22 protein-coding genes are annotated in these 25,723 nt (G+C 69.3%); 21 read left to right on the top strand and 1 reads right to left on the bottom strand.

Annotated features, from left to right (window positions below; translation table 11 throughout):
• Nucleotides 1–100 precede the first annotated feature (100 nt).
• From TBIF_RS01640 to ileS, 21 genes are all read left to right on the top strand, one after another.
• Nucleotides 101–544 carry an SCO2097 family morphological protein gene (locus TBIF_RS01640; RefSeq protein ID WP_024793142.1) on the top strand — a complete coding sequence of 148 codons (444 nt, stop codon included), beginning with the start codon at nucleotides 101–103 and terminating at the stop codon, nucleotides 542–544.
• A 430-nt stretch (nucleotides 545–974) separates the two neighbouring features.
• The gene (gene mraZ, locus TBIF_RS01635) at nucleotides 975–1,406 is read left to right on the top strand and encodes a division/cell wall cluster transcriptional repressor MraZ (RefSeq protein WP_024793141.1); all 432 of its coding nucleotides are present in this window, start codon (nucleotides 975–977) and stop codon (nucleotides 1,404–1,406) included.
• Between the two features lie 183 nt (nucleotides 1,407–1,589).
• The gene (rsmH, locus tag TBIF_RS01630; protein WP_024793140.1) at nucleotides 1,590–2,597 is read left to right on the top strand and encodes a 16S rRNA (cytosine(1402)-N(4))-methyltransferase RsmH; all 1,008 of its coding nucleotides are present in this window, start codon (nucleotides 1,590–1,592) and stop codon (nucleotides 2,595–2,597) included.
• A 1-nt stretch (nucleotide 2,598) separates the two neighbouring features.
• A complete protein-coding gene (gene ftsL / locus TBIF_RS24300; protein WP_051461302.1) occupies nucleotides 2,599–3,378 on the top strand; it encodes a cell division protein FtsL in 780 nt (259 codons plus the stop codon).
• A gap of 155 nt (nucleotides 3,379–3,533) precedes the next feature.
• Complete coding sequence (locus TBIF_RS01620; RefSeq protein ID WP_372435109.1) at nucleotides 3,534–5,336, top strand: peptidoglycan D,D-transpeptidase FtsI family protein; 1,803 nt, start codon at nucleotides 3,534–3,536, stop codon at nucleotides 5,334–5,336.
• 111 nt (nucleotides 5,337–5,447) lie between these two features.
• Nucleotides 5,448–7,067 carry a UDP-N-acetylmuramoyl-L-alanyl-D-glutamate--2,6-diaminopimelate ligase gene (locus TBIF_RS01615; RefSeq protein WP_024793137.1) on the top strand — a complete coding sequence of 540 codons (1,620 nt, stop codon included), beginning with the start codon at nucleotides 5,448–5,450 and terminating at the stop codon, nucleotides 7,065–7,067.
• Nucleotides 7,064–8,605, top strand: a complete 1,542-nt coding sequence (locus TBIF_RS01610; protein ID WP_024793136.1) for a UDP-N-acetylmuramoyl-tripeptide--D-alanyl-D-alanine ligase — start codon at nucleotides 7,064–7,066, stop codon at nucleotides 8,603–8,605. The genes TBIF_RS01615 and TBIF_RS01610 overlap by 4 nt, the downstream gene beginning before the upstream one ends.
• Entirely contained in the window at nucleotides 8,602–9,672 is a 1,071-nt protein-coding gene (gene mraY, locus TBIF_RS01605; RefSeq protein ID WP_024793135.1) for a phospho-N-acetylmuramoyl-pentapeptide-transferase, read from the top strand. Before TBIF_RS01610 ends, mraY begins: the two co-directional genes overlap by 4 nt.
• Nucleotides 9,669–11,147: a UDP-N-acetylmuramoyl-L-alanine--D-glutamate ligase gene (gene murD, locus TBIF_RS01600; protein ID WP_024793134.1), complete on the top strand. Its 1,479-nt coding sequence runs from the start codon at nucleotides 9,669–9,671 to the stop codon at nucleotides 11,145–11,147. Before mraY ends, murD begins: the two co-directional genes overlap by 4 nt.
• A gap of 13 nt (nucleotides 11,148–11,160) precedes the next feature.
• On the top strand, nucleotides 11,161–12,849 hold the full coding sequence (gene ftsW / locus TBIF_RS22640) for a putative lipid II flippase FtsW (RefSeq protein WP_024793133.1): 1,689 nt from the start codon (nucleotides 11,161–11,163) through the stop codon (nucleotides 12,847–12,849).
• Complete coding sequence (gene murG / locus TBIF_RS01590) at nucleotides 12,846–13,976, top strand: undecaprenyldiphospho-muramoylpentapeptide beta-N-acetylglucosaminyltransferase (RefSeq protein WP_024793132.1); 1,131 nt, start codon at nucleotides 12,846–12,848, stop codon at nucleotides 13,974–13,976. Before ftsW ends, murG begins: the two co-directional genes overlap by 4 nt.
• Nucleotides 13,973–15,481, top strand: coding sequence for a UDP-N-acetylmuramate--L-alanine ligase (gene murC / locus TBIF_RS22635; protein WP_051461301.1), 1,509 nt, complete (start codon nucleotides 13,973–13,975; stop codon nucleotides 15,479–15,481). The genes murG and murC overlap by 4 nt, the downstream gene beginning before the upstream one ends.
• Before the next feature lie 5 nt (nucleotides 15,482–15,486).
• Nucleotides 15,487–16,167: a cell division protein FtsQ/DivIB gene (locus tag TBIF_RS22630; protein ID WP_038169375.1), complete on the top strand. Its 681-nt coding sequence runs from the start codon at nucleotides 15,487–15,489 to the stop codon at nucleotides 16,165–16,167.
• Between the two features lie 178 nt (nucleotides 16,168–16,345).
• Nucleotides 16,346–17,497, top strand: coding sequence for a cell division protein FtsZ (gene ftsZ, locus TBIF_RS01575; RefSeq protein ID WP_024793131.1), 1,152 nt, complete (start codon nucleotides 16,346–16,348; stop codon nucleotides 17,495–17,497).
• Nucleotides 17,494–18,258 carry a peptidoglycan editing factor PgeF gene (gene pgeF / locus TBIF_RS01570; RefSeq protein WP_038169372.1) on the top strand — a complete coding sequence of 255 codons (765 nt, stop codon included), beginning with the start codon at nucleotides 17,494–17,496 and terminating at the stop codon, nucleotides 18,256–18,258. The genes ftsZ and pgeF overlap by 4 nt, the downstream gene beginning before the upstream one ends.
• Nucleotides 18,255–18,992 (top strand): YggS family pyridoxal phosphate-dependent enzyme, encoded by a 738-nt coding sequence (locus TBIF_RS01565; protein ID WP_024793129.1) that lies wholly within the window; start codon nucleotides 18,255–18,257, stop codon nucleotides 18,990–18,992. The genes pgeF and TBIF_RS01565 overlap by 4 nt, the downstream gene beginning before the upstream one ends.
• Nucleotides 18,993–19,065: 73 nt before the next feature.
• Entirely contained in the window at nucleotides 19,066–19,695 is a 630-nt protein-coding gene (locus tag TBIF_RS01560; RefSeq protein WP_024793128.1) for a cell division protein SepF, read from the top strand.
• A gap of 60 nt (nucleotides 19,696–19,755) precedes the next feature.
• Nucleotides 19,756–20,052 carry a YggT family protein gene (locus TBIF_RS01555; protein ID WP_038169371.1) on the top strand — a complete coding sequence of 99 codons (297 nt, stop codon included), beginning with the start codon at nucleotides 19,756–19,758 and terminating at the stop codon, nucleotides 20,050–20,052.
• Nucleotides 20,053–20,152: 100 nt separating this feature from the next.
• Nucleotides 20,153–20,950 (top strand): DivIVA-like cell division protein Wag31, encoded by a 798-nt coding sequence (wag31, locus tag TBIF_RS22625; RefSeq protein ID WP_038169370.1) that lies wholly within the window; start codon nucleotides 20,153–20,155, stop codon nucleotides 20,948–20,950.
• Nucleotides 20,951–21,000: 50 nt separating this feature from the next.
• Nucleotides 21,001–21,375, top strand: a complete 375-nt coding sequence (locus tag TBIF_RS26075; protein ID WP_024793126.1) for a hypothetical protein — start codon at nucleotides 21,001–21,003, stop codon at nucleotides 21,373–21,375.
• A gap of 293 nt (nucleotides 21,376–21,668) precedes the next feature.
• Nucleotides 21,669–24,917 (top strand): isoleucine--tRNA ligase, encoded by a 3,249-nt coding sequence (gene ileS / locus TBIF_RS01540; RefSeq protein ID WP_235174453.1) that lies wholly within the window; start codon nucleotides 21,669–21,671, stop codon nucleotides 24,915–24,917.
• Nucleotides 24,918–24,933: 16 nt separating this feature from the next.
• On the opposite strand, the gene TBIF_RS01535 is transcribed toward ileS, so the two are convergent.
• Entirely contained in the window at nucleotides 24,934–25,662 is a 729-nt protein-coding gene (locus TBIF_RS01535; protein WP_024793124.1) for a TetR/AcrR family transcriptional regulator, read from the bottom strand.
• Nucleotides 25,663–25,723: the final 61 nt, after the last annotated feature.

Below are 25,723 nucleotides of genomic sequence, written 5' to 3'. Positions count from 1 at the left end.
GGCTGATCAGTATTATCGACCACAGGCACCCGCAAATGCTGGGTGCTGACCTGTTCAGCTTGGCCGCTGATGGTCTTTACCCAGAGCCGGGGGAGGTGCCGTGCCACTCTCCGAGCACGAGCAGCGGATGCTCGATGAGATTGAGAGCGCGCTGTATGCGGAGGATCCCAAATTCGCATCGGCTGTAAGAGGCCGTCATGTGTGGGCTCCTAGCGCCAGGCGTCGACTGCAAGCCCTAGTGATCTTGCTTGTCGGTTTGGGCTTGCTGATCGCGGGCGTCGCGGTCCCAGCGCTACGGCTGGGCGGGTTCCCCATCGTGAGCCTTATTGGCTTTGTGGTGATGTTCGCCGGCGGCGTGATGGTCATGCTGGGGACGCCGTGGGGGCGGAACGGACCTGCCGGAGCGGCGCCCAGTGGTGAGGGCAAGCCGACTACCGGGGCAAATAAGCCCAAGGCGGCAAAGACGGGCCGGGGTGCAAAGCAGAAGCGCCACGGCAGCTTCACCGAGCGGATGGAAGAGCGATTCCGTAAGCGCTTCGACTAGCGCTCGGCGGGCTGAGACCGCCTGACAGATTCATCTTCATGTACAACGCGGGACCTCGAGCTGAGGTCCCGCGTTTTGTTGTGAAACCCCTGTCGCCCCATAGTCCCCACAGCCCCCGTAATCCCCACAATGACCCACGGCGTGCCGCCGCGTGCGGAAACGCCTGATGAGAGTGCCCCTACCGGTCCGGGACACGATCGTGGAGCGGGCTGAGGGACTGTCCTGTTGGGTGCGTCAATATTTCCCCCCACCGAGTTCTATGCGTCTGAGCTGGGATGATGCCCAGTTCAGGTGAGCAACCTACAGAGTTGTGGTTGTAAGTGGGGGAAAGTGGGGTACCGTGGTGACCAGTGGAACGCATAGAGGTGTTTCACAGTGGTCGCGAGGTCGAGAACTCGATTAGACGATCAGTTCGGGTGGGAGGTGCGGGATGTTCTTCGGAACCTTCACGCCCAAGCTCGACGACAAGGGCCGGCTCACGTTGCCGGCCAAGTTTCGAGACTCGTTGGCGGGAGGGTTGATGGTCACCAAAGGGCAGGACCACAGCCTCGCGGTCTATCCGCGCGATGCCTTCATGGAGCTGGCCGCGAAGGCAGCTGCGACGTCTCGGACGAACCCCGAGGCCCGCGCATTTGTTCGTGCGTTGGCGGCGGGAACCGATGAGCAGCATCCCGATGGACAGGGGCGGATCTCCCTGTCCGCGGACCACCGCCGGTATGCCGGGTTATCCCGAGAGTGCGTGGTCGTCGGCTCCGTGACGTTCCTAGAGATCTGGAACGCGGAGGCGTGGCACAACTACATCGAGGAGAACGAAGAGAGCTATTCGCAGGCCCGAGATGAATCGCTCGGCAGCATTTTCTAACCGCTTCACGCGGCCTCGGCGAATGTCACGAGGCCTCCGTCTGACCCCGATCCTGACGTACTTCCCCAACGCCAGGCTCGTTCAGACGGAGACCTCTGGACATTCGCCGCTGCGATTTCACGGCAATCTAGCGGGCGATCAGGCCCACCAAACCGACAAGACGCAACGACACTGGGAGCGATGATGGTGGACGGCGCGGGCGACGCTAAGCCCCGATCGGGTGAGTTCGGCCATGTCCCGGTCATGTTGCATCGCGCGGAGGAGCTGCTCGGCCCCTCCATCACGGCGAAGTCCCCGGACGGGGCCGGCGCGGTGATGGTTGACGGCACCCTCGGCATGGGCGGCCACTCGGAGCATTTCCTCCGCACCTTCCCCGGCTTGCGGCTGATCGGCCTGGACCGCGACACGCAGGCGCTCGGCATCGCGGGCAGCCGGCTCGAGCAGTTCGGCGACCGCATCACGCTGGTCCATACGCGCTATGACGGCATCGCCGAGGCCCTCGAGTCCGCCGGTGTGGACCCACGCGGGGGAGTGGACGCGATCCTGTTCGACCTTGGCGTGTCATCCCTGCAGCTCGACGAGACTCAGCGCGGCTTCGCGTACTCGGTGGATGCGCCCCTCGACATGCGGATGGACCCGACGCAGGGCCCCACCGCCGCGGACGTGCTCAACACCTACTCGAAGTCAGACCTGACGCGGATCCTGCGGGTGTACGGCGAGGAGCGGTTCGCCTCGCGCATCGCCGGCGAGGTTGTGCGGCGACGCGTCAACACTCCGTTCACGACGACGGCGGAGCTGGTGGAGGTCCTGTACACGGCGATTCCGGCGGCGACGCGACGCACCGGTGGGCACCCCGGCAAACGCACCTTCCAGGCGCTTCGGGTGGAGGTCAACGGCGAGCTCGACTCGCTCGAGGCGGCAGTGCCGGCGGCGCTGGAGGCCTTGGGCATCGGGGGCCGCGTGGCCTTCATGTCCTATCAGTCGCTGGAGGACCGCGTGGTCAAGCATGCGCTGGCGGAGCGGGTCAAGTCGTTGAGCCCGCAGGACCTGCCGATGGAGTTGCCGGGGATGGGGCCGGAATTCCGGCTGATCACCCGTGGGGCAGAGAAGGCGACGGAAGAAGAAATTGAGAGCAACCCGCGGTCGGCGCCAGTCCGACTGCGATGCGCGCAACGGATTGCTTGGAGATGACATGACCGCGACCGCCACTACCGGGCGCAAGCCTCGTAACTCCGACAGCGCGGGCTCAGCCGCCAAGCGCGGACAACGGTCTGCGCGCCCACATAGCGGGCGCGGTCTGGGTTCCGGCGCGCCTGAGGGGCGGTCGGCGGCGGCGGCGAAGGCCTATCTGCGCAGGCAGCGGCGCACCGGCTCGGTGCGGGAGGCCAATGGCCCCGCATCCCATGGCGGGGACGCCCGGATGCTCGCGAAGCGGATTCCTTTTGTCGCCCTGGTTCTTGGAATCCTCGCGGCCGGCATGGGCTTGACTCTGTGGTTGAGCACCAACTCCACCGGCCAGTCCTACGAGATCACTGCGTCGAGGCAACAGAACCGGGACCTGAGCAATCAGAAGGCCGGGCTCGAGCAGGCGGTCGAGGCTGGCACCTCCGCGCCGGTACTGGCCCGCAAGGCCGCGGAACTGGGCATGGTGCAGAGCAGCAACGTGCCGCGCCTTGTCGTGGGCGCGGACGGCTCCGTCCGGCTCGAGGGAACGCCGTTGGCAGCCGACGGCCCGGCCCCGGCACCGTTGACCGCAGTGCGGCCTGGGTCTGCGACTACGGTCGCGCCAGTGCCGGCACCCGCCCCCGCCTCGCCCGCCGAGTCGGCGCCGGTGGCGCCGCCGGTAGCCGTCGCGGGGCCCGCGGTCCCCGCGCCGGAGACGGATGGGGCCGGCGAGATGCCCGTGCCTGTGCCGAACCCGACCCACGGCCTACCCCTTGTGGAGGCGTCAGACCCGGGCGTCGGTCAGTGAGCGCGAATCCCCGTAAGCCAGTAGACCCCCGCCGCGGCGGACCGCAGAGGCCGGGCCAGCAGCGCACCGGTCAGAATCGATCTGGCCAGGCACGCTCGGGCCAGCCCCGTCCGGCCCAGCGGCACCCGCGGCCGGGCACGCGGCGCGGCGAGGGCATCGTCGTAGATTTCCGAAAGCGCTCCAACCTGATGAGCATGGTCATGGCCGGCCTGTGTGTCATCGTGATCGGCCAGCTGGTGTGGGTTCAGGGAATCCAGGCGCCGAAGCTGACGGCGGAATCGGCGAGCCAGCGGACGATGACCGCCGTCGAGACGCCGAACCGAGGCCAGATCCTGGACTCGGCGGGCCAGCCGCTCGCATACACGCTCACCGCGAAGGCCCTGACGTTCCAGCCGGTCGAGGTGCGGCGCAAGCTCACCGCGCAGCAGGAGATCTCGCCCACCTCGCCTGATCCGGACACCTATATCGCGGACGCCGCGGCGAAGATCCATGAGCTGCTGGGCGATGCCGCGCCGGAGAAGAAGCTGCTCGAGCAGATGAATGGCACGGCTCAGTTCGTGTATCTGGCCCGTCAGGTGGACCCGGCCAAGGCCGCCGAGATCACCTCGGAGTTCTCACTGGTCGGCGCGGACCCCGACAACGTGCGGGAGTACCCCGGCGGCGCGCTTGCCGCCAACATCGTGGGCGCCGTCAAGCCGAATGGCGAGGCGGCACTGGGCCTGGAGTCCTCGATGGACGCGCTGCTCGCCGGCACCGCGGGCTCGAAGACCTACGACCAAGGCTCCGCGGGGGACGAGATCCCCGGCAGCCTGCGCGACGTGCACCCGGCGGTGGATGGCTCGAACGTGCAGCTGACCCTCGACTCGGACCTGCAATACTTCCTGCAGCAGGCGGTGCAGAGCGCGAAGGACAAGTCCGGGGCGGAGAACGTCTCGGCGCTGGTGCTCGACGCGAAATCGAGCCATGTGCTGGCGATGTCGAACGACAACACCCTGGATCCGTCGCTGGGGCTGGGCGACCCTGCGAACGCGAAGGCAGAGCTGGGCAACCTGTCGGTCAGCACCCCGTTCGAGCCGGGCTCGGTGAACAAGATCATCACGGCGGCGGCCGCCATCGAGGACGGGTTGACGACCCCCGATGAGGTGCTGCAGGTGCCGGGCTCGATCACGATGGACAACGCCACGGTCGCGGACGCGTGGGTGCACGGCGTCGCGCCGTACACGACGACCGGCGTGTTCGGGAAGTCCTCGAATGTGGGCACCCTGATGCTGGCGCAGCGGGTGGGGCCGGAGCGGTTCTCGGACATGCTCACGAAGTTCGGGCTGGGCCAGCGCACGGATGTGGGCCTGCCGGGGGAGAGCGCTGGCATGGTGCCCGCACTTGACCAGTGGTCGGGCGGCACCTTCGCGAACCTCCCGATCGGCCAAGGCCTGTCGATGACGCTGCTGCAGATGGCGGGGCTGTTCCAGACCATCGCGAATGACGGCACGCGCATCCCGCCGCGCATCGTGCAGGGGATCATCGGACCCGATGGCGAGGTACAGGCGCCCGACGAGCCAGAGCCGGTGCAGGTGGTGAGCCCGGAGACCGCGCGCACGGTGCGGGACATGTTCCGGGCGGTGGTCCAGGACGACACCGGCAACCAACGGGGCACCGGTGTGGAGGCGGCGGTCGAGGGCTACCAAGTGTCCGGCAAGACAGGCACCGCGCAGCAGGTGGATCCGGCGTGCGGGTGCTACTCGAATTCCGACTACTGGATCACCTTCGCGGGAATGGCCCCGACGGACGATCCGCGCTATGTGATCGCGATCATGCTGGACAAGCCGCAGCGCAGCTCCGACGGCACTGGTGGCCAGTCCGCAGCCCCGCTGTTCCATGACATCGCGGCCTGGTTGCTGCAGCGTGACCGCGTGCCGATGTCCCCGCCCGCCCCGCAACTAGTGCTCCAGGCGGACTGACCGGAGGGTAGTGGGTCCCGCAGCCGGGCGGGATGCCACTCGGCAGGCAAGTAATGTTCACTGGCGGGCAAAGGCTGCCCACAAGAAACTACCGAGAGGAGCGATGCCCCGATGCAGAGCACGCCACAGCCGGGATCGCTCCGACCCTCGAACCCACCTCGCACCCCGTTGTCTGCGGTGTGCGCCGCCGCGGGGATCGCGCCCCTGCCCGGCGACGTCCCTGCCACTGTCACGGGCGTCGCGCTGCGGGCGCAGGACATCGCGCCGGGGGACCTGTTCGCGGCACTCGCGGGCGGCCACAGCCACGGCGCGTCCTTCACGGCCGACGCGGTGGCCCAGGGCGCTGTCGCGGTGCTGACGGACGAGGCCGGCGCAGCGTTGATCGCGGACGCCGGCATCGAGATCCCCGTTCTGCGCCACCGTGCGCCGCGCGAGGTGCTCGGGGCCGTGTCCGCGCTGATCTACGGGGACCCCTCGTCGAAGTTGACCCTGCTTGGGATCACCGGCACGGCCGGTAAGACCACCACCGCCTACCTGGTGGAGGCCGGCCTGATGGCGGCCGGACGCACGGCCGGGCTGGTGGGCACCGTGGAGACCCGGATCGACGGCACCCGCGCGCCCAGCGCTCTGACCACCCCGGAGGCGCCGGCGTTGCAGGCGCTATTAGCTGTGATGGTCGAGCGCGGCGTGGACACCGTCGTCATGGAGGTCTCCAGCCACGCGCTGTCACTGGGCCGAGTCGATGGCTGCCATTTCGCCGCCGCCGCGTTCACGAATTTGTCCCAGGACCATCTCGACTTCCACCGCGACCTCGACGACTACTTTGCCGCCAAGGCCCGGCTCTTCGCCGCCGACTCGACCGTGCGCGCACAGCGGGCGGTGGTGTGCGTGGATGATCGCTGGGGCCGGCAGATGGCGGCGATGGCCGCACAGCAGCCCGCGCTGCCGACGACCACCGTGGGAGTGTCGGCCACTGCAGACTGGCAGGCGGACGGCGCCGTCGTGGCGGCCTCGGGCGAGCAGAGGTTCACCGTGCGCGGCCCCAGCGGGCAGGCGGTCGACATCGAGCTGCCGCTACCCGGCCGCTTCAATATCGCCAATGCGCTGGTGGCCCTCGCGCTCCTGGCGGCCGCAGGGGTGTCGGCCGCGGACGCCGCGCCGGGGCTGGCGGGCGCGTCGGTGCCGGGACGACTGCAACGGGTCCATCGGGGCCAGCCGTTTTTGGCCGTCGTCGACTATGCGCATAAGCCCGCGGCACTCGAGGCCGTGATCGCGACGCTGCGCGAGCAGTGCAGCGGCCGGCTCGCGGTGGTGGTGGGCGCCGGGGGAGACCGGGACACGGGCAAGCGGCCGATCATGGGCGCGGCCGGGGCCCTGGGGGCAGATCTGCTGATCGTCACCGACGACAACCCCCGCAGTGAGGATCCGGCCACGATTCGGGCCGCCGTTTTGGCGGGCGCGCTCTCGGTGTCGGAGGATGCACGGGCGGAGGTTCGCGAGTTCGGCGACCGCGCGCTCGCCATCGCCGACGCGGTGGCATGGGCCCGGGCCGGCGACGTGGTGCTGGTGGCCGGCAAGGGGCATGAGCTCGGCCAAGAGGTGGCCGGCGTGAAGCATCCGTTTGACGACCGGGAAGTGGTGGCGGAGGCCATCGAGAGACTGGCCACCGAAAGACTGGCAGACCCGGAGCAGGCTGGCATGGACAAGGCGACGAGCGAGGACGACGAGTGATTCCAATGACGTTGGCGGACATCGCCGAGGCGGTGGGCGGCCGGCTGGTCGATGTGCCGGACGCGCACGCCCAGGTCACCGGAGGCGTCGAGTTCGACTCCCGGAAGATCGGCCCGGGCGGCCTCTTCGTGGCCCTCAACGGCGCCAACTCGGACGGGCACGAGTTCGCCGCGACGGCCGTCGGGCAGGGTGCGGTGGCTGTCCTCGCCGCGCGGCCGGTGGGCGTGCCCGCGATCGTGGTCGATCCGCGCCCCGACCTGGTGGTCGAGGGCTCAGGGGCGTCCGAGCATGACGCGGACGGCTCCGGCGCCGCGGTGCTGCAGGCACTGGGCGCATTGGCGCGGGCCAGTGTGACAGGGCTCGTCGCCGGGCACGGGCTCAACGTCGTCGGCGTCACCGGCTCCTCCGGCAAGACCTCGACGAAGGACCTGATCGCCTCGGTATTGGCCCCGTTGGGTCCAGTAGTGGCGCCCCCCGGCTCCTTCAACAACGAGCTCGGCCACCCGTGGACCGCCCTGCGCGCCGACGCGGACACCCGAAACCTGGTGCTGGAGCTCTCCGCCCGCGGCATCGGGCACATCCGCACACTCGCGCAGATCGCCCCGCCGCGCATCGGCGTCGTGCTCAACGTCGGCTTCGCCCACCTCGGCGAGTTCGGGTCGCAGGAGGCCATCGCGCAGGCGAAGGGCGAGCTCGTAGAGGCGCTGCCCGCAGCGGCCGACGGCGGCGTCGCAATCCTGAACGCCGACGCCCCGCTGGTCTCGGCGATGGCGTCGCGGACCACGGCGCGTGTCGTGCTCGTGGGGCAGTCGACAAAGGCCGGCGTGCGCGCCACCGGCGTGCGGCTCGATAGCCAGGCTCGCGCCAGCTTCACACTCGAGGTCGCCGATGGCGGCAGCGCCGCGGTGACGCTCTCGGTGCACGGTGAGCACCAGATCGGCAACGCCCTGTCCGCCGCCGCCGTCGCGCTGGAGTGCGGGGCCGACGTGGCGCAGATCGCCGCCGCCCTCAGCGCCTCCGCCGCCGTGTCCGGGCGGCGCATGGACGTGCGGACCCGCGCCGACGCGGTCACCGTCATCAACGACTCCTATAACGCGAACCCCGACTCGATGCGCGCCGCGATCCGCGCGATGGTCACCATGGCGCGCTCTGAGCCCGAGCACGGCGTGCCGATGCCCGAGCGCGGCAAGCGCAAGACCTGGGCGATCCTCGGCGAAATGGGGGAGTTGGGGCCCGACGCCGTCGTCGAACACGACGCGCTCGGCCGCTTCGCCGTCCGCATGGACGTCGAGAAGATCATCTGCGTTGGTTCGAATCGCGCCATGAACGCGCTGTACCAGGGTGCCGTCATGGAGGGCTCGTGGGCCGACGAGGCTGCGTTGGTGCCCGATGTGGCGGCCGCCGTGGAACTCCTCGAGGACGAGCTCGAGCCGGGCGACATCGTCCTGGTCAAGGCCTCGCAGTCGGTGGGCCTGTGGCGGGTCGCCGACGCGCTGCTGACTCCTGACAACACCGACCAGCCGGAGGCCGGAGCATGAGACAGATCCTTTTCGCCGGGGCCATCGCCCTGTTCGTGGCGATCCTGCTGACGCCGCTGCTGATCAAGATTTTCTCGAAGCAGGGCTTCGGGCAGGAGATCCGCACGGAGGGGCCGGCCAGCCACCAGGCGAAGCGGGGCACCCCCACCATGGGCGGCGTCGCGATCATCGCCGGCACCTGGGCCGGCTACTGGGGCTCACACCTGATCGGGATGATGTTCGACGCGGACCCGCCCTCCGCCTCCGGGCTCCTGGTCCTGGGCCTGGCGACAGTGCTGGGCGTCGTCGGCTTCCTCGACGACTTCCTCAAGATCCGCAAGCAGCGCAACCTGGGCCTGAACAAGACCGCGAAGACCATCGGGCAGCTGCTGGCCGCGGTGATCTTCGGCGTCCTCGTGCTGAAGTTCGTCAACACCGAGGGCCCCGCCGCGCTGTCCTACGTGCGCGACATCAACACCATCACCATGAGCGGCGTCGTGTTCGTGCTGTTCTGCCTGCTGCTCGTCAGCGCCTGGTCCAACGCCGTGAACTTCACCGACGGGCTCGACGGCCTGGCCGCCGGCTCGATGGCGATGGTCATGGGCGCCTACGTGGTCATCACGTTCTGGCAGTACCGCAACTCGTGTGTGCGCACGAACTTCGATGTCGGCTGCTACCAAGTGGATGCCCCCCTGGACCTCGCGATCCTCGCGATCTCCGCTGGCGCGGCATGCGTCGGCTTCCTGTGGTGGAATGCGGCGCCCGCCAAGATCTTCATGGGCGACACCGGCTCGCTGGCCCTCGGCGGCCTCATCGCCGGGCTGTCCATCACCAGCAAGACGGAGCTTCTCGCGGTCGTGCTCGGCGCGCTGTTCGTCGCCGAGGCCGCGTCGGTCGTCATCCAGATCGCGGTGTTCCGCACCAGCGGACGCCGCCCCTTCCGCATGGCGCCGTTCCACCACCACTTCGAGCTAGGCGGCTGGCCGGAGACCACGGTCATCATCCGCTTCTGGCTGCTCACCGCAATGGCGAGCGCCATCGGTCTGGCCCTGTTCTACGGCGAATACCTCGGGGCGATCGGGTCATGACGCAGTTGCGCGAGCTGGCCGGCCGCACCATCGTGGTCGCCGGGGCGCGGGTCTCCGGAGTCGCCGCCGCGCGCCTGCTGGCGGGCCTCGGCGCGACGGTGGTCCTCGCGGACGGCGCAGAGCTGGCCGCACTGACCCCGGACGCCGCCGAGCTCGTGGCGTCGGGGATGGCGCTCGTGGCCCCCGAGCAGGTGGCCCTAGACGGCGTCGCGCTGGTGGTGACCAGCCCCGGCTGGCGGCCGGACAGCCCGCTGCTGACCGCGGCCGCCGCACTCGGAATTCCCGTGTGGGGCGATATCGAGCTGGCCTGGCAGGCCGACCAGCAGGAATTGTTCGGCCCCGCGCGGACGTGGCTCGCGATCACCGGCACCAACGGCAAGACCACCACCACGTCGATGCTGGACTCGATCCTCGCCGCGGCCGGCATCGCGAGCGCCGCCTGCGGGAACATCGGGCTCTCCGTGCTTGACGCGCTGACCGCGGACACGCGCGCCGACGTGTTGGCCATCGAGCTGTCCTCCTTCCAATTGCACTGGGCGCCATCCGTGCGGCCACGGGCGGGCGTCGTGCTCAACGTCGCCGAGGACCACCTGGACTGGCATGGCGGCATGGCTGCATACGCCCGGGCCAAGGCGCAGGCTCTCACCGGTGACATCGCGGTGGCGGGCCTCGACGACGAGATCGCGGCCTCCCTCCTGGCGGGTGCCCCGGCGGCGCGGGCTATCGGGTTCCGCCTCGGCGAGCCCGGTCCCGACGAGCTGGGCGTTGTCGACGGCCGCATCATCGACCGGGCCTTCGGGGGCGCGGACAGCGCCGCTGGAATCCCCCTGGCCCAGGTCTCGCAGATCCACCCGGCCGGGCCCGCGGGCACAATGGACGCCCTCGCGGCCGCCGCGCTGGCCCGGGCGATCGGAGTCGCGCCAGCCGCTATCGCCGCCGGCCTGGACGCGCATCAGGTGGGCCCGCATCGGGCGGCTCTGGTCGACGAGATCGCCGGCGTCGCCTACATCGATGACTCCAAGGCGACCAACCCGCACGCCACCCGCGCCTCCGTCCTCGCCCACGAGCGGGTCGTCTGGATCGCGGGCGGGCTCCTCAAGGGCGCGGCAGTCGACGACCTGGTTCGCGACATCGCGCCGCGTTTGGTGGCGGCGGTGCTGTTGGGTCAGGATCGAGGCCAGCTGGTGGACGCATTGCGGCAACACGCGCCCGAGGTCCCCATCGTGGAGGTCCTCGCAGGCGAGGATGTGAGCGTGAGTTCAGCAACGGTGGTGCGGGTCGACACGACCGAGCAGGTCATGTCCGCAGCCGTGCGCGCCGGCACCGCCTTCGCAGAATCGGGCGACACTGTGCTCCTCGCGCCCGCGGCGGCCTCGCTGGACATGTACCGCGACTATGGCGAGCGGGGCCGCAGCTTCGTTGCCGCAGTCCAGGGGCTAGCTCCCACCGCCGAGCGCCCGAGCACCGGGTCCTGAGCCGCGGAGCGCCATGGCCACCACGAAACCCCCCACACCCGCATCGCCCACCCCGGATCAGTCCGGCCGGCGTTCGCCCCGCGTCGCCATCGGCACCTGGTTGCGCGGCCCGCTGACCTCGTTCCACCTGGTCGTGACGGTGACGATCCTGCTGACCGTCTCCGGTCTGGCGATGGTTCTGTCGGCCTCGAGCGTCGAGGCCTATGCCCGCGACGGCTCCGCGTACTCGATGTTCAACAGCCAGCTGATGTTTGTCGGGATCGGCGCGGTGCTGTTCTACCTGGCGCTGCGCATCCCCATCGGGCTGCTGCGCCGGCTCTCCAGCCTGGGAATGATCGTCGCGCTGGTCCTGCTGTTCCTGGTCCTGATCCCCGGGATCGGCGAGGAGGTCGACGGCGCGCGCCGTTGGATCGGCATCGGCTCGATCACCGTGCAGCCGTCGGAGATCATGAAGCTCATGCTGGTGCTGTGGGGCGCGCACATCCTCGTGCGGGGCCAGATCCGCCCCGGCCTGGCCGGCAACCCGAAATTCTGGCTTGGGGGCGCGTCGCTGCTCACCTTCGTCCTGGTGATGCTGCAGCCGAACCTGAGCACGACGATCGCCATGGGCATCATCGTCGCGTCCCTGCTGTGGTTCACCGGGCTGAAGATGAAGTGGTTCGTCGGCGTGGTCAGCAGCGGCGTGCTGGCGGCCGTCATCCTCGCGATGACCTCCGACTACCGGGCCCAGCGGATGACGTCGTTCCTGAACCCGTCCGCGGACCCCCAGCAGGGCGGCTACCAGGCGCTGCAGGCTAAATTCTCGCTGGCCGACGGCGGACTCTTTGGCCGCGGCCCCGGCCAGAGCCGCGCCAAGTGGGACTATCTGCCGAACGCCCACAACGACTTCATCTTCGCGATCATCGGCGAGGAGCTGGGGCTGATCGGCTGCCTGGGCGTCCTGATCCTGTTCGCGCTGTTCGCCTACGCGGGCATGCGGATCGCGATGCGCTCGCTGGACCCGTTCCTGCGGCTGTTCGCGGCCTCGGTCACGGTGTGGACCATCGCGCAGGCCTTCATCAACATCGGCTATGTGGTGGGCCTGCTGCCGGTGACCGGGCTGCAGCTGCCGCTGATCTCGGCGGGCGGCAGCTCCACGGCGATCACCCTTGCCACGTTCGGCCTGCTGGCCAGCGCCGCACGGCACGAGCCGGAGGCCATCGCCGCCCTGCGCGCAGGCAAGGAGCGTCGATCGCTGCGCTGGCTACGGCTGCCCGTGCCCGTGCCATATTCGCCCACCAGCCCATATTGGACTGGCAGCCGCCCGACCAAACCGGCACCCGTCCGGCGTGGACCCGCGCGAAGGCCCGCGCCGCAGAACGCGCAGGGCCGCAATCCCAACGGGGATCGCCGCCCTAGCCCCCAGCAACGTGCAGGCAAGCAGCGCTCGGGACAACAGCGGTCAGGTCAACAGCGGTCAGGCCAGCAGCAGCGCGGTGCGCGGCGGGCCGAGGGCCGAGGGGCAGGCGACGACCTGCAGTATCGTCGTGGCGAGCAGCGTCCGCGCGCGCGGGCAGAGGATCCCCTCGGCAGTCCGTGGCGCGATCCGGCGGCCGGCGCGAACAGGCGGGGCGCGAGTAGACATGGCGATGTGCGCTCGCCGGAGTCGCGTAGATACCAGGGGCCAGGCCCCATCGATCGAGAGCGAGGAAGTCGTTGGTGACCGGTGAAGGTGCACACATCTCTGTGGTGGTGGCGGGCGGCGGCACCGCCGGCCACATCGAGCCGGCCTTAGCGGTGGCCGACGCGCTGCGTGAAATGGCGCCAGGCATCCGGGTCACGGCCCTCGGCACGGAGCGCGGGCTCGAGACCACGTTGGTGCCCGAGCGCGGCTACCAGCTCGAGCTGATCCCGCCGGTGCCACTGCCGCGCAGGCCCACGATGGACCTGCTGCGGCTGCCCGGGCGGGTCCGCCGGTCCGTCAAGCGCACCCGCGTGGTGTTCGACGAGGTGCAGGCCGACGTGGTGGTCGGCTTCGGCGGCTACGTCGCGTTGCCCGCATACGTCGCGGCCCGTAAATCGATCCTGGGGCGCCGCGCCGCGGTGCCGGTGATCGTGCACGAGGCGAACGCCCGCGCCGGCATCGCGAATAAGGTCGGCGCCCGCGGCGCGGCCCGTGTCCTCGCGGCGGTGCCCGGCTCCGGGCTGCCGCGCGCGGAGGTCATCGGCATCCCGCTGCGGGGCTCGATCACCCGGCTCGACCGGGCGGCACTGCGCGCAGAGGCCCGCGCGCACTTCGGCCTGGACCCGGACGCGCCCACGCTGCTGGTCTTCGGCGGCTCGCAGGGCGCGCAATCGCTCAACGCCGCCGTCGCCGGCACCGCCCCCGCGCTGGCTGCGGCGGGCATCGGGGTGTTGCACGCGCATGGCCCCAAGAATTCTGTGGAGGTCGCTGCCGCCGCGGCGCCCGACGCGCCCGCGTACGTCGCGGTGCCGTACCTGAGCCGGATGGATCTGGCCTACGCCGCGGCGGACGCTGTGATTTGTCGGGCCGGCGCGATGACCGTCGCGGAGGTGTCCGCGGTGGGGCTACCCGCCATGTATGTGCCGCTGCCACACGGCAACGGCGAGCAGGAGCTCAACGCGCGCCCCCTCGTCGACGCGGGCGGCGGAGTGATCGTCCTCGACGCCGACCTCACCCCGGAGCGGGTCGTCGAGATCATGGTGCCTCTGCTGCGCGACGCCGAGCGGATGGCCGCGATGTCGCGGGCCGCCGCCGATGCCGGGCACCGCGACAGCGCGCGCCGCATCGCGGAGATCGTCCTTCAAACTGCGGGAGTGGAGAGATGACTAATCCTGTGGCTGGCGCTGGCCTGCCCGAGACGGACTTGCCGGCGCATCTGCGGCGCGTCCACATGATCGGGATCGGCGGAGCCGGCATGTCCGGGATCGCCCGTATTCTGCTGGATCGCGGCGGCCAGGTCTCCGGGTCCGACGCCAAGGAGAGCCGCGGCGTCGTGGACCTGCGGGCCCGCGGCGCGCACGTGCGCATCGGGCACTCCGCCGCGGCGCTGGACATCTTCGAGGATGGCCCCACCGCGGTCGTCTCCACACTGAGCGCGATCCCCAAGACCAATCCGGAGCTGGTGGCCGCCGCCGAGCGGGGCCTTCCGGTGATCCTGCGCCCAGCCGTGTTGGCCTCTCTGATGGAGGGGTACCGCTCGCTGCTGGTGGCAGGCACCCATGGCAAGACCTCGACGACGTCGATGGTCGTCGTCGCGCTGCAGCACTGCCGCATCGACCCGTCGTTCGTGGTCGGCGGCGAGCTCAACGAGTCGGGCACCAACGCCCACCACGGCCGCGGGGACCTCTTCGTGGCCGAGGCCGACGAGAGCGACGGCTCACTGCTGCAATACCGGCCCAGCATCGCCATCGTGACCAACGTCGACGTGGACCACCTGGACTACTTCGGCACGGTCGAGGCCTATACCCAGGTCTTCGACGACTTCGTGGACCGCATCGAGCCGGGCGGTCTGCTCGTGGCCTGCCTGGACGATCCGGGCTCGGCCGCGCTGGCCGCGCGGGCGCTGGCCAAGGGCGTGCGCGTCCTCGGCTACGGCGGCCCCCCGGAGGGCGTGGACGGCGAGATCCCGGCGGGCGAGGTCCCGATCGGCGCCCGGCTGCTGGGCTGGGACGCGGTCGACGGTGGCGGCGTGGGCCAACTCCAGCTCGACGGCGAGGACACGTTGCGGACCCTGCGCCTGGGCGTGCCAGGCAAGCACATGGCGCTCAACGCGCTCGGCGCCCTGCTCGCCGCGCGTGCGGCGGGGCTCGACGTGGCCGACGTGCTGGCGGGACTCGCGGCCTTCGATGGCGTGCACCGGCGGTTCCAAGACCGCGGGCAGGTCGGCGGCGTGCGTGTCATCGACGACTACGCGCACCACCCCACTGAGGTCACCGCCGTGCTCGGTGCGGCCCGCGGCCTGGTGGCAGGGGGCAACGGCCGTGTGGTCGTCGTGTTCCAGCCGCACCTGTACTCCCGGACGGAGGCCTTTGCGGACGAGTTCGCGGTGGCGCTGGGGCTGGCGGATATCGCGGTCGTCCTGGACGTGTACGGGGCCCGCGAGGACCCGGTGCCCGGTGTCAGCGGCGCGCTCATCGCAGAGAACATCACGTCCACCGCCTACTACCAGCCGGACCTGTCCGCGGTTGCCGCGCAGATCGCCGGCCTGGTGCGGCCGGGCGACCTCGTGCTGACCATGGGGGCCGGCGATGTCACGATGCTGGGCCCGGAGATCCTTGCGGCGCTGCGTGATCCAAGGCTGGGCGACCCGAACCTGGGTACTCGGGATTAGCGGCGATGCGCATTAGACGGCTGTCCGCGATCTCGCATCGAGCCTGGCTCGCTGTGGGGACCGCGCTGCTGGTCCTTGGGCTGGCGCTGGCCGCATGGCTGAGCCCGGTGTTGTCGGTGCGCGTGATCGACGTGCAGGGCCTGGAACAGCTGCCGCGGACGGAGGTGCTGACGGCGCTCGGGGGAGTGGAGGGCACTCCGCTCCTGCGGGTGGACACCGAGGCCGCGGCGCGTCGGGTGGCGGGGATCGCGCGGGTCGCGCAGGTGCGGGTCAAGCGGGAGTACCCGTCAACGCTCGCGGTGGAGATCGTGGAGCGCATGCCGTGGGCATATTACGACGGCGAAGACGGCCCGCACATGCTCGATGAGTTCGGTGTCGACTACGCGGTGGAGCCCCCGCCGATGGGGCTGCCGAGGATCTCCACCCCGCAGGCGCTGGAGAATCCCGAGCTGCTGCGGGAGGGACTGCAACTGCTGGGGGAGCTGCCGCGGCCGTTGTGGGACCAGGTCTCGGAGTTGGCGATCAATTCCAAGGACGATTTCGAATTGACGCTCTACGACGGTAGGCGGGTACGCTGGGGCAACGCCGCCGACACGCCTCTCAAGGGCGCGGTTGCGTTGGCGGTGCTCAGCCAGCCGGGCCAGGTCTTCGATATCTCCAGCCCGAGCCTGCCGACGGCCAAGTAAACCCAAAAAACCATCACGTACGGCGCGCCTGCTGGCCTAATGTCGACGGCTTCAATACCGTCAGCCCTTAGTTCGGTAGTTGACATAACTCTAACCCTTTGGTTGAGGTCGAGGGTTAGTGGCACGCCGGGCACCACGAACTAGCCACTGCTCCGACCAACATGGAAGGCGAGAGCCAATGACGCCCCCGCACAACTACCTTGCCGTAATCAAGGTCGTCGGAATCGGCGGCGGTGGTGTGAACGCCGTGAACCGAATGATCGAACAGGGCCTCAAAGGGGTCGAGTTCATCGCGATCAACACCGACGCCCAGGCGCTCCTGATGAGCGATGCCGACGTCAAGCTCGACGTCGGCCGAGACTCGACCCGGGGCCTTGGCGCCGGCGCCGACCCCGAGGTGGGCCGCAAGGCCGCCGACGACGCGAAGGACGAGATCGAGGAGCTGCTCAAGGGCGCGGACATGGTCTTCGTGACCGCGGGCGAGGGTGGCGGCACCGGCACCGGCGGCGCGCCCGTCGTGGCCAGCATCGCCCGGAAGCTCGGCGCGCTTACCATCGGCGTCGTCACCCGCCCGTTCTCGTTCGAGGGCAAGCGCCGCGGGGGCCAGGCGGAGGCCGGCATCGCCGCGCTCCGCGAGGCCTGCGACACGCTGATCGTCATTCCGAACGACCGGCTGCTCCAGCTCGGCGACGCACAGGTCAGCCTGATGGACGCGTTCCGCTCCGCGGACGAGGTCCTGCTCAACGGCGTCCAGGGCATCACCGACCTGATCACCACCCCGGGCCTGATCAACGTGGACTTCGCGGACGTCAAGTCCGTCATGTCCGGCGCCGGTAGCGCCCTGATGGGCATCGGCTCCTCCCGCGGCGAGGGCCGCGCGATCAAGGCCGCCGAGTCCGCGATCAACTCGCCGCTGCTCGAGGCGTCGATGGACGGCGCGCACGGCGTGCTGCTGTCGATCGCCGGCGGCAGCGACCTGGGCCTGTTCGAGATCAACGAGGCGGCCTCGCTGGTGCAGGAGTCCGCGCACATCGACGCGAACATCATCTTCGGCACCGTGATCGACGACTCGCTCGGCGACGAGGTCCGCGTGACCGTGATCGCCGCGGGCTTCGACGGTGGCAGCCCCAAGCACAAGCAGACCGATCCCGGCTCCGCATCGCGCGGGACCATCGGCTCGGCCCGCGCCGGACAGATCGGCCAGACCCGTGCAGAAGAGGCGGCGCCGGTCATGGGCGGACCGTCCGAAACCCCGTCCAGCAGCCGACGTGTCCAGGTCTCGGAGGATCTCGACGACGACGTCGACGTGCCGCCGTTCATGCGCCGGTGACCGAAGACTCTCAGGCAGGCGCACCCCGTCGGGTCCGCCGGGTGTTCACCACCCGGTCCGGCGGGGTGTCCGCTGCGCCATACGACTCCTTCAACCTCGGCGACCACGTCGGGGACGCGCCCGAGGCCGTCGCGGCCAACCGCAGCCGCCTGGCCGCGTCTGTGGGCCTGGCTCCAGAGCGGCTTGTGTGGATGGAGCAGGTGCACTCGTGGAACGTGACCGTCGTCGACGGTCCCGTGTCCGAGCCCGTGGAGGTCACGGACGCACTGGTGACCAACCAGGTGGGCCTGGCGCTTGTGGTGCTCACCGCGGATTGTGTGCCGCTGCTGCTCTCGGACGACGAGTCCGGGGTCATCGCGGCGGTGCATGCGGGACGCATCGGGGCGCGGGTCGGCATCGTGCGGAAGGCGCTCGACGCCATGGTGGCGCTGGGGGCGGAGCCGTCGCGCATTGGCGCGCTGCTCGGACCCTCGGCCTGCGGCAAGTGCTATGAGGTGCCCGCGCACATGCGGGCCGACGTGGCGAAGCACCTGCCCGGCAGTGCCAGCCAAACCCGCTCTCGCACACCAGCTCTAGATATTGCGGCGGGGGTGCGACGCCAGCTTGAGGACTATGGCGTCGGTGCCATCGCGGTGGACCCGCGCTGCACCATCGAGGACAAAGAGCTCTTCAGCCATCGCCGCGGCGCACCCACGGGCCGCATCGCGGGTGCGATCTGGACCGAGTTGGCAGAGTCCGACTCCGCGGAAGGACAAGCGTGAGCACGCCCCGCTCCGACGAGTTGGCGGCGGGTCTGTCGGCGGTGCGCGCCCGCGTCGACGCCGCCTGCACGGCCGCCGGCCGTCGAGCTGCGGATGTCACCCTCATCACCGTCACCAAGTTCTTTCCGGCCGCGGACGCCGCGGAACTCGCCCGGCTGGGCAGCGAGGACCTAGGGGAGAGCCGGGAGCAGGAGGCCACCGCCAAGGTGGTCGACTGCGCGGGCCTTCTCGACACCTCGGACCTCGCGCCGCGCTGGCACATGCTGGGCAGCATCCAACGCAACAAGGCTCGGGCCATCGCCCGGTGGGCCCACTCCGCGCACTCGGTCGACAGTGCCCGCCTGGCGACCGCGTTGGGCGCCGCCGCGGTCTCGGCAGCGGACGAGGGCGCGCGCTCGGCACCCCTCGACGCCTACCTGCAGGTGAGCCTGGACGGCGATCCCGCGCGCGGCGGTGTGGCTGCGGACCAGTTGGACGAGTTGGCCGACCTGACGGCCGGCACGACAGGCCTGCGGCTCGCCGGGCTGATGGCCGTCCCGCCGATCGGGGTGGAGCCCACAGCGGCATTCGCCCGGCTGGCGGAGATCGCCAGCCGAATGCAATCCCAGCACCCGGGCGCGACCGGCATCTCCGCCGGAATGTCGGCGGATTTAGAGGCCGCCATCGCGCACGGATCCACCTGTGTGCGTGTCGGAACCGCGATCCTCGGCCCGCGGCCGATAACGTCGCAGTGAGCCGTCAGCGGGACCCCTCCCGACTGCCGACAGAGATTTCCACAGAACCCACCCCGCCAAGGAAGGTCGATCGATGAGCAGCCTGCAGAAGTTCAAGGCGTATTTCGGGATGGTCCCACTCGATGACTTCGAAGACGACTACTTGGACGACGCCGACCCCGTGCGGGGCAAGGGTGAGAACTATGACAACGGCTACCGCGCCGGCACCTACCGCGCTTCGGCCCACGACGAGTACGAGGACGAGCGTTATGCGGGGCCGCGGTACGCCGCGGAGAGCCACATGGACGCGTCTCCCGCCCGGGGCGGGCGCGTCAGCCCGATGACGTCCACCCGCGGCTCGCTCGCCGTCGACCCGCGCATGGAGGCCCGCGCCGAGTCCCGGCTGAACCCCCGGCACGGGGGCTCGCTATTCGATGAGGCCGGTGGTATGTCGAAGATCACGACGCTACGTCCGCGGGACTACAGCGAGGCCCGCACCATCGGCGAGCAGTTCCGTGACGGCGTCCCCGTGATCATGGACCTCGTGGAGATGAGCAACGCTGACGCGAAGCGCCTCGTAGACTTCGCCGCAGGCCTCGCATTCGCGCTCCGCGGCTCGTTCGACAAGGTCGCGACGAAGGTTTTCCTTCTCTCACCAGCGGATGTCGACGTCTCGGCCGAGGATCGCCGACGGATCGCGGAGACCGGCTTCTACTCCAAGTAGCCGCAGCTTTCGTCGAACACCGGCGACCCGACTAGGGTGGCCGGTGTTCGTCATTCTTCAATGAGAGGTACGCCTGTGCTCGGTGCGGTCTTGGTTCTGCTGTACCTCTTTTGGATCTGCCTGATCGGTCGAATTATTGTCGAGTTCATCAGATCGTTCGCACGTGACTGGCAACCCAAGGGCCTTCTCGTTGTAGTCCTCGAGTTGCTGTTCAGCATCACCGACCCGCCGGTCAAGCTGCTCCGGCGGCTCATCCCACCGGTGCGTTTGGGCCAGGTGAGGCTGGATCTGTCGATCATGCTCCTGATGTTGATCATTTTCGTCTTGATCGAGGTTGTCACCAGTTTTGCGTCCTAGTGATGCGGGACGGTAAGCAGATGTGCCAAGATAGTCTGAAGTGAACTGTCTTAGGTTGAAATAGCAGCAACCGTCCATGAATGCGATAGGGGAATACTCCATGCCGCTGACTCCCGCTGATGTGCACAACGTCGCGTTCAGCAAGCCTCCCATTGGGAAGCGTGGTTACAACGAGGACGAGGTCGATCAGTTCCTCGACCTTGTTGAGCTTGAGCTGACCCGTCTTGTCGAGGAGAACTCAGACCTCGCCCTACGGGTGTCCGAGCTGGAGGCCGAACTGGGGCAGGCCAAGCAGGCCGGCGTCACCGCCGCACCCGCTGCGGCTCCCGCCTTCGTCAAGCCCGAGCCCGTCAAGGTCGTCGAGACGCCCGCACCCGCCCCCACACCGGCTCCGGCCGTGGCCGTGGCGGACGAGTCCGGTCATCTCCAGGCCGCCAAGCTGCTGGGCCTCGCGCAGGAGACTGCCGACCGCCTCACCGTGGACGCGAAGACGGAGTCGCAGCGCACCATCGCGGACGCCCGCGCCAGCTCCGAGCAGATGGTCTCCGAGGCCCGCGGCAAGTCCGACACGATGCTCTCGGAGGCGCGCCAGAAGGCCGAGGCGCTGCTGGCCGACGCCCGCAACCGCTCCGAGAGCCAGCTTAAGCAGGCGGAGGACAAGGCTGCCGCACTGCAGGCCGACGCGGAGAAGAAGCACGCTGAGGTCATGGGCACCATCAATGAGCAGCGCGGCGACCTCGAGGCGAAGATCGAGAGCCTGCGGACGTACGAGCGCGAGTACCGCACCCGCCTGAAGACCTACCTGGAGGGGCAGCTCGAGGAGCTCAACCAGCGCGGTTCTGCAGCGCCGGTGGATAACTCGGGTGCCGACGCCAAGGGCACCGGCAACCGCAAGTAGGCGAGCGCCCGTAGCTTTCCCCAGATTTTGTCTATCAACGAGGAGCTCGAATGCTGGTAGCCGCTTTGGTAGTGACCCTGGTGGGCTTTGCCCTCCTGGTTGTCGCGTTGATCACGAGCTCCGTCGCCTTCGCGTGGGCGTGCATCGTGATCTGCCTGATCGGTTTCGGCTTGCTCCTCGCGGATGTGCTGGGATTGCGCAAGGGAGGTAGGTCGGCAGCGGTCTCCGCCGCCGAGCCTGCGCCAGGCGTGCGCGCCCCGGCGGTCGAGACCGTGGAGTCCGAGCCAGTTGAGGTCGAGCCTGCTGAGGGCGAGACGGCAGCGGTTGAGACTGAGGCGGTTGAGACTGGGGCGGTGGAGGATTTCGAGACCTTCGAAGCCGCGGACAAGACCGAGGCGGACACTACGGAGCAGGACAAGAGCTAGACGCCGAGTAGTATCGGCACCGATGAGGATCCGGCCATCACCGGGGAGTCTTCGGAAGAACGGTCCACGGATCGCGCAGTGCCATGGCACTGCGCGATCTGGGCTTAGTAGAACCGAACGGGCAGGCCCGTCACAGCCTTCGCAAGAGAGACTTGAGCAGAGCCCCCCGGCCTCGTTCAGGTAAGCGGGGTGGTACCGCGGTGGATCACGCTGAGCGTGCTCGATCGTCCCCGTGCCGAGTCAAGCAGCCTCATGGCTGCACCACTTTTGGGCACGAGGAGTACGAGTTGACCATCGCAGAGGGCGGCCATGAGTCGTCGACCAGCCACGATCCTTCCGGCCGCCGCCACCACGTCTACCCGAAGGTCGACCTCACCGACGGCACCGGCGGGACCCCCAAGTTCCCGGCGCTCGAGGAGCGGGTGCTCAAGTACTGGGCCGCGGACGACACCTTCAAGGCCAGCATCGACAACCGCGCGGACGCGGAGGAGTTCGTCTTCTACGACGGGCCCCCGTTCGCCAACGGGCTGCCGCACTACGGCCATCTGCTGACCGGCTACGTCAAGGACATCGTGCCGCGCTATCAGACCATGCGCGGCAAGAAGGTCGAGCGCCGATTCGGCTGGGACACCCACGGACTGCCCGCCGAGCTCGAGGCCGAGCGCCAGCTGGGCATCACCGACAAGTCGCAGATCGACGAGATGGGCCTGGCCGCGTTCAATGAGGCGTGCCGCACCTCGGTGCTCGAGTACACGGACGACTGGGAGCGCTACGTCACCCGCCAGGCGCGCTGGGTGGACTTCGAGAACGACTATAAGACCCTGGACGTGACGTTCATGGAGTCCGTCATCTGGGCGTTCAAGGAGCTCTACGACAAGGGCCTCGCCTACGAGGGCTATCGCGTGCTGCCGTACTGCTGGCGTGATGAGACCCCGCTGTCCAACCATGAGCTGCGCATGGACGACGACGTCTACAAGTCCCGCCAGGACCCGGCCGTGACTGTCGGCTACCAGGTCGCGGGCAACGACGGGGCGCTCTCGGCGCTCGACGGCGCGCACCTGCTGATCTGGACCACCACCCCTTGGACCCTGCCGTCGAACCTGGCGGTGGCCGTGCACCCGGAGGTGGAGTACGTGCACATCGCCACGGCGCCCGCGGAAGGGGAGGGCAAGCGGGTGCTCATGGCTCGTGCGCTCGTGGGCAAGTTCGCGAAGGAGTTCGGCGAGGAGCCCGAGGTCCTCGGCAGCTACACCGGCGTCGAGCTGCTCGGCCTGCGCTACCTGCCCCCATTCCCGTACTTCCAGGAGCGGGACTCGCACGGCGACAAGCCTTCGGAACTCGCCTTCACCGTGCTGGCGGCGGACTACGTCACGGTCGAGGACGGCACGGGCATCGTGCACATCGCCCCGGCCTACGGCGAGGACGACAAGATGGTCACCGACGCGGTGGGCATCGTCCCCGTCACCCCGGTGGACGCGGGCGGGCGCTTCGACGCGCAGGTCCCGGACTACGCCGGCGAACTCGTCTTCGATGCGAATGCGGCCATCATCCGAGACCTCAAGGCGGGCACCGGATCTGCCGCCGCAAATGGCGCCTGGCTGGTGCGCCATGAAAGCTACGAGCACTCGTACCCCCACTGCTGGCGCTGCGGGAACCCGCTGATCTACCGCGCCGTCTCGTCGTGGTTCATCAAGGTGACCGAATTCCGCGACCGGATGGTCGAGCTCAACGAGGACATCACCTGGTACCCCGGGCACATCAAGCACGGGCAGTTCGGCAACTGGCTCAAGGGTGCGCGCGACTGGTCGATCTCGCGAAATCGCTACTGGGGCACGCCGATCCCCGTGTGGGTCTCAGACAATCCCGAGTACCCGCGCATCGACGTCTACGGCAGCCTCGACCAGTTGGCCGAGGACTTCGGCGTGCGGCCGACGGACCTGCACCGCCCGTACATCGACGAGCTGACGCGGCCCAACCCGGACGACCCCACCGGCAAGTCGACGATGACGCGCATCTCCGATGTGTTCGACGTGTGGTTCGACTCCGGCTCCATGCCCTACGCGCAGGTGCACTACCCGTTTGAGAACAAGGACTGGTTCGACAGCCACTACCCGGGCGACTTCATCGTCGAGTACATCGGCCAGACCCGCGGCTGGTTCTACACGCTGCACGTGCTCGGCACCGCGCTGTTCGACCGCCCAGCGTTCCGCACCTGTGTCTCGCACGGCATCGTGCTGGGCGAGGACGGGCTGAAGATGAGCAAGTCCAAGGGCAACTACCCGGACGTGCAGGAGGTGTTCGACCGCGACGGCTCCGACGCGATGCGCTGGTTCCTGATGTCCTCGCCGATCTTGCGCGGTGGCAACCTCGTCGTCACCGAGCAGGGTATCCGCGAGGGCGTGCGCCAGGCGCTGCTGCCGCTGTGGAACTCGTGGAGCTTCCTACAGCTGTACGCCGAGGCGCCCGCGACGTGGCGCACGGACTCGACGAACGTCCTGGACCGCTACATCCTCGCGAAGCTCGCGCAGTGCCGCGATGAGATGACCGAGGCGCTCGACGTGTGCGACGTCGCCCACGCCTGCGATCTGCTGCGGCAGTTCTGCGACGCTCTCACCAACTGGTACGTGCGGCGCTCGCGCCCGCGTTTCTGGGCGGGCAGCGTCGCGGAGCCGGACGCGTTCGACACTCTGCACACGGTCCTCGAGGTTGTCTCGCGCCTCGCCGCGCCGCTGCTGCCGCTGGCAACCGAGGTCATCTGGCGCGGCCTGACCGGCGAGCGCTCCGTGCACCTGACGGATTGGCCGAGCGCCGACCTGCTGCCGTCGGACCCGGAGCTGGTCACAGCGATGGACGACGTGCGCACCGTCTGCTCGTCGGTGCTGGGACTGCGCAAGGCGAACAAGCTGCGGGTGCGCCTGCCGCTGCCAAAGGTCACCGTCGCGGCGGCGGGCAGCGAGTCGCTGCGCCCGTTCCTGGACCTGATCGCGGACGAGGTCAACGTCAAGGCCGTGGAGCTGAGCGAGGATGTCGACACGCACGGAAAATTCGAGCTGGCCGTCAACGCGCGAGCGGCGGGACCGCGCCTGGGCAAGAGCGTGCAGACGGTCATCAAAGCCGTCAAGAGCGGGGACTGGTCCGAGCAGGCCGACGGCACCATCGTTGCTGCCGGCATCGAGCTGCAGGAAGGCGAGTACACCTCGAAGCTCGTTGCGGCGGAGCCCGATTCGACGGCGGCGCTGCCCGGCGGCGCGGGCCTGGTGGTCCTCGACACCGCGGTGACCGAGGAGTTGGAGGCCGAGGGCTGGGCGAAGGACCGCGTCCGCGAGTTGCAGGACGCGCGGCGCAACGCCGGCCTGGACATCTCCGACCGCATCCGACTGCGCCTGCAGGTGCCGGCCGAACTCGAGGGTTGGGCGCGCACGCACGCCGACCTGATCGCGGGCGAGGTGCTGGCCGTGGAGCTGACCATCGGCGCGCTGGCCACCGGTGCCGCCGTGATCGATCTCGGCGACGGGGTCACGGCCACACTTGCCAAAGCGTGAGTGACAGGGGACTGATCTAGAGTCCGATAAGCGAGGCGAGCATCGACACCTGATGCTCGAAGAGCTCGGCCGGTGCGGCGAAAGTCTCTTCGCCGTACTGGCCGAACACCTCGAAGCTCACCGCGCCGAATAGCGCCACCCATGCCAGCACGGCTCGCGTCAATAGCTCGTCGGAGACCGCCACATCCAGCTCGGCGCGGATCGCCGCGGCGTCGGCCCGCAGCGCGGGGGAGAGCGGCCCGGGCGCCGCCGGCGTGGTGACGGCGCCGGCGGCCTCGGCCTCGGTCACAATCGCGACCAGTTGGCGGATGACCCTGGTGCCCGGCTCCGTGGTGCGCTCGGCGGGGGCCGCATATCCCGGCACCGGGCTCCCATAGAGCAGCCCGTAGCGCGCGGGTTCCCGCAACGCCCAGTCCCGCACCCCTCGGGCAGTCGCCCCGAATCGGCCCCGGTAGTCCGTGCGCGCTGCGGCGGCCTCGGCCTCGGCGACGGCCGCGCCCATCTCCGCGTACGCGTCCTCGATCAGCAGCGTCAGCAGCGCGTCGCGGCTGGGGATATAGCGATACAGCGCGGAGGAGACCACGCCCAGCTCCCGGGCCACCGCGCGCAGCGACAGCGCCGCCGCCCCATGCTGGGCTAACTCCATGCGCCCGATGCGGACGATGTCGGCCATGGTTTGCACCCGGGCCCGCTCGCGCGGGGTGGCGCGGCGGGCGGGGCTATCGGTGTGGGGCGGCTGGGGCATGGGCGAAGCATGCCCCCGGGGTCAGAGCGCTGTCAACGAAAGCGCCCCCCGATGTCTTTAG

The sequence above is a fragment of the Tomitella biformata AHU 1821 genome (assembly GCF_000524475.1).
Classification (GTDB): Bacteria; Actinomycetota; Actinomycetes; order Mycobacteriales; family Mycobacteriaceae; genus Tomitella; species Tomitella biformata.
The sequence above is the reverse complement of the archived record's forward strand: the minus strand, read 5'-3'. Positions and strand labels throughout refer to the sequence as shown.

Bases quoted from the DNA above. Each gene is read 5' to 3' on its own strand.
- mraZ (WP_024793141.1), top strand. From the start codon at position 975: ATGTTCTTCGGAACCTTCACGCCCAAGCTCGACGACAAGGGCCGGCTC.
- rsmH (WP_024793140.1), top strand. From the start codon at position 1,590: ATGGTGGACGGCGCGGGCGACGCTAAGCCCCGATCGGGTGAGTTCGGC.
- ftsL (WP_051461302.1), top strand. From the start codon at position 2,599: ATGACCGCGACCGCCACTACCGGGCGCAAGCCTCGTAACTCCGACAGC.
- TBIF_RS01615 (WP_024793137.1), top strand. From the start codon at position 5,448: ATGCAGAGCACGCCACAGCCGGGATCGCTCCGACCCTCGAACCCACCT.
- mraY (WP_024793135.1), top strand. From the start codon at position 8,602: ATGAGACAGATCCTTTTCGCCGGGGCCATCGCCCTGTTCGTGGCGATC.
- murD (WP_024793134.1), top strand. From the start codon at position 9,669: ATGACGCAGTTGCGCGAGCTGGCCGGCCGCACCATCGTGGTCGCCGGG.
- ftsW (WP_024793133.1), top strand. From the start codon at position 11,161: ATGGCCACCACGAAACCCCCCACACCCGCATCGCCCACCCCGGATCAG.
- murC (WP_051461301.1), top strand. From the start codon at position 13,973: ATGACTAATCCTGTGGCTGGCGCTGGCCTGCCCGAGACGGACTTGCCG.
- TBIF_RS22630 (WP_038169375.1), top strand. From the start codon at position 15,487: ATGCGCATTAGACGGCTGTCCGCGATCTCGCATCGAGCCTGGCTCGCT.
- ftsZ (WP_024793131.1), top strand. From the start codon at position 16,346: ATGACGCCCCCGCACAACTACCTTGCCGTAATCAAGGTCGTCGGAATC.
- TBIF_RS01560 (WP_024793128.1), top strand. From the start codon at position 19,066: ATGAGCAGCCTGCAGAAGTTCAAGGCGTATTTCGGGATGGTCCCACTC.
- TBIF_RS01555 (WP_038169371.1), top strand. From the start codon at position 19,756: ATGAGAGGTACGCCTGTGCTCGGTGCGGTCTTGGTTCTGCTGTACCTC.
- wag31 (WP_038169370.1), top strand. From the start codon at position 20,153: ATGCCGCTGACTCCCGCTGATGTGCACAACGTCGCGTTCAGCAAGCCT.
- TBIF_RS26075 (WP_024793126.1), top strand. From the start codon at position 21,001: ATGCTGGTAGCCGCTTTGGTAGTGACCCTGGTGGGCTTTGCCCTCCTG.
- TBIF_RS01535 (WP_024793124.1), bottom strand. From the start codon at position 25,662: ATGCCCCAGCCGCCCCACACCGATAGCCCCGCCCGCCGCGCCACCCCG.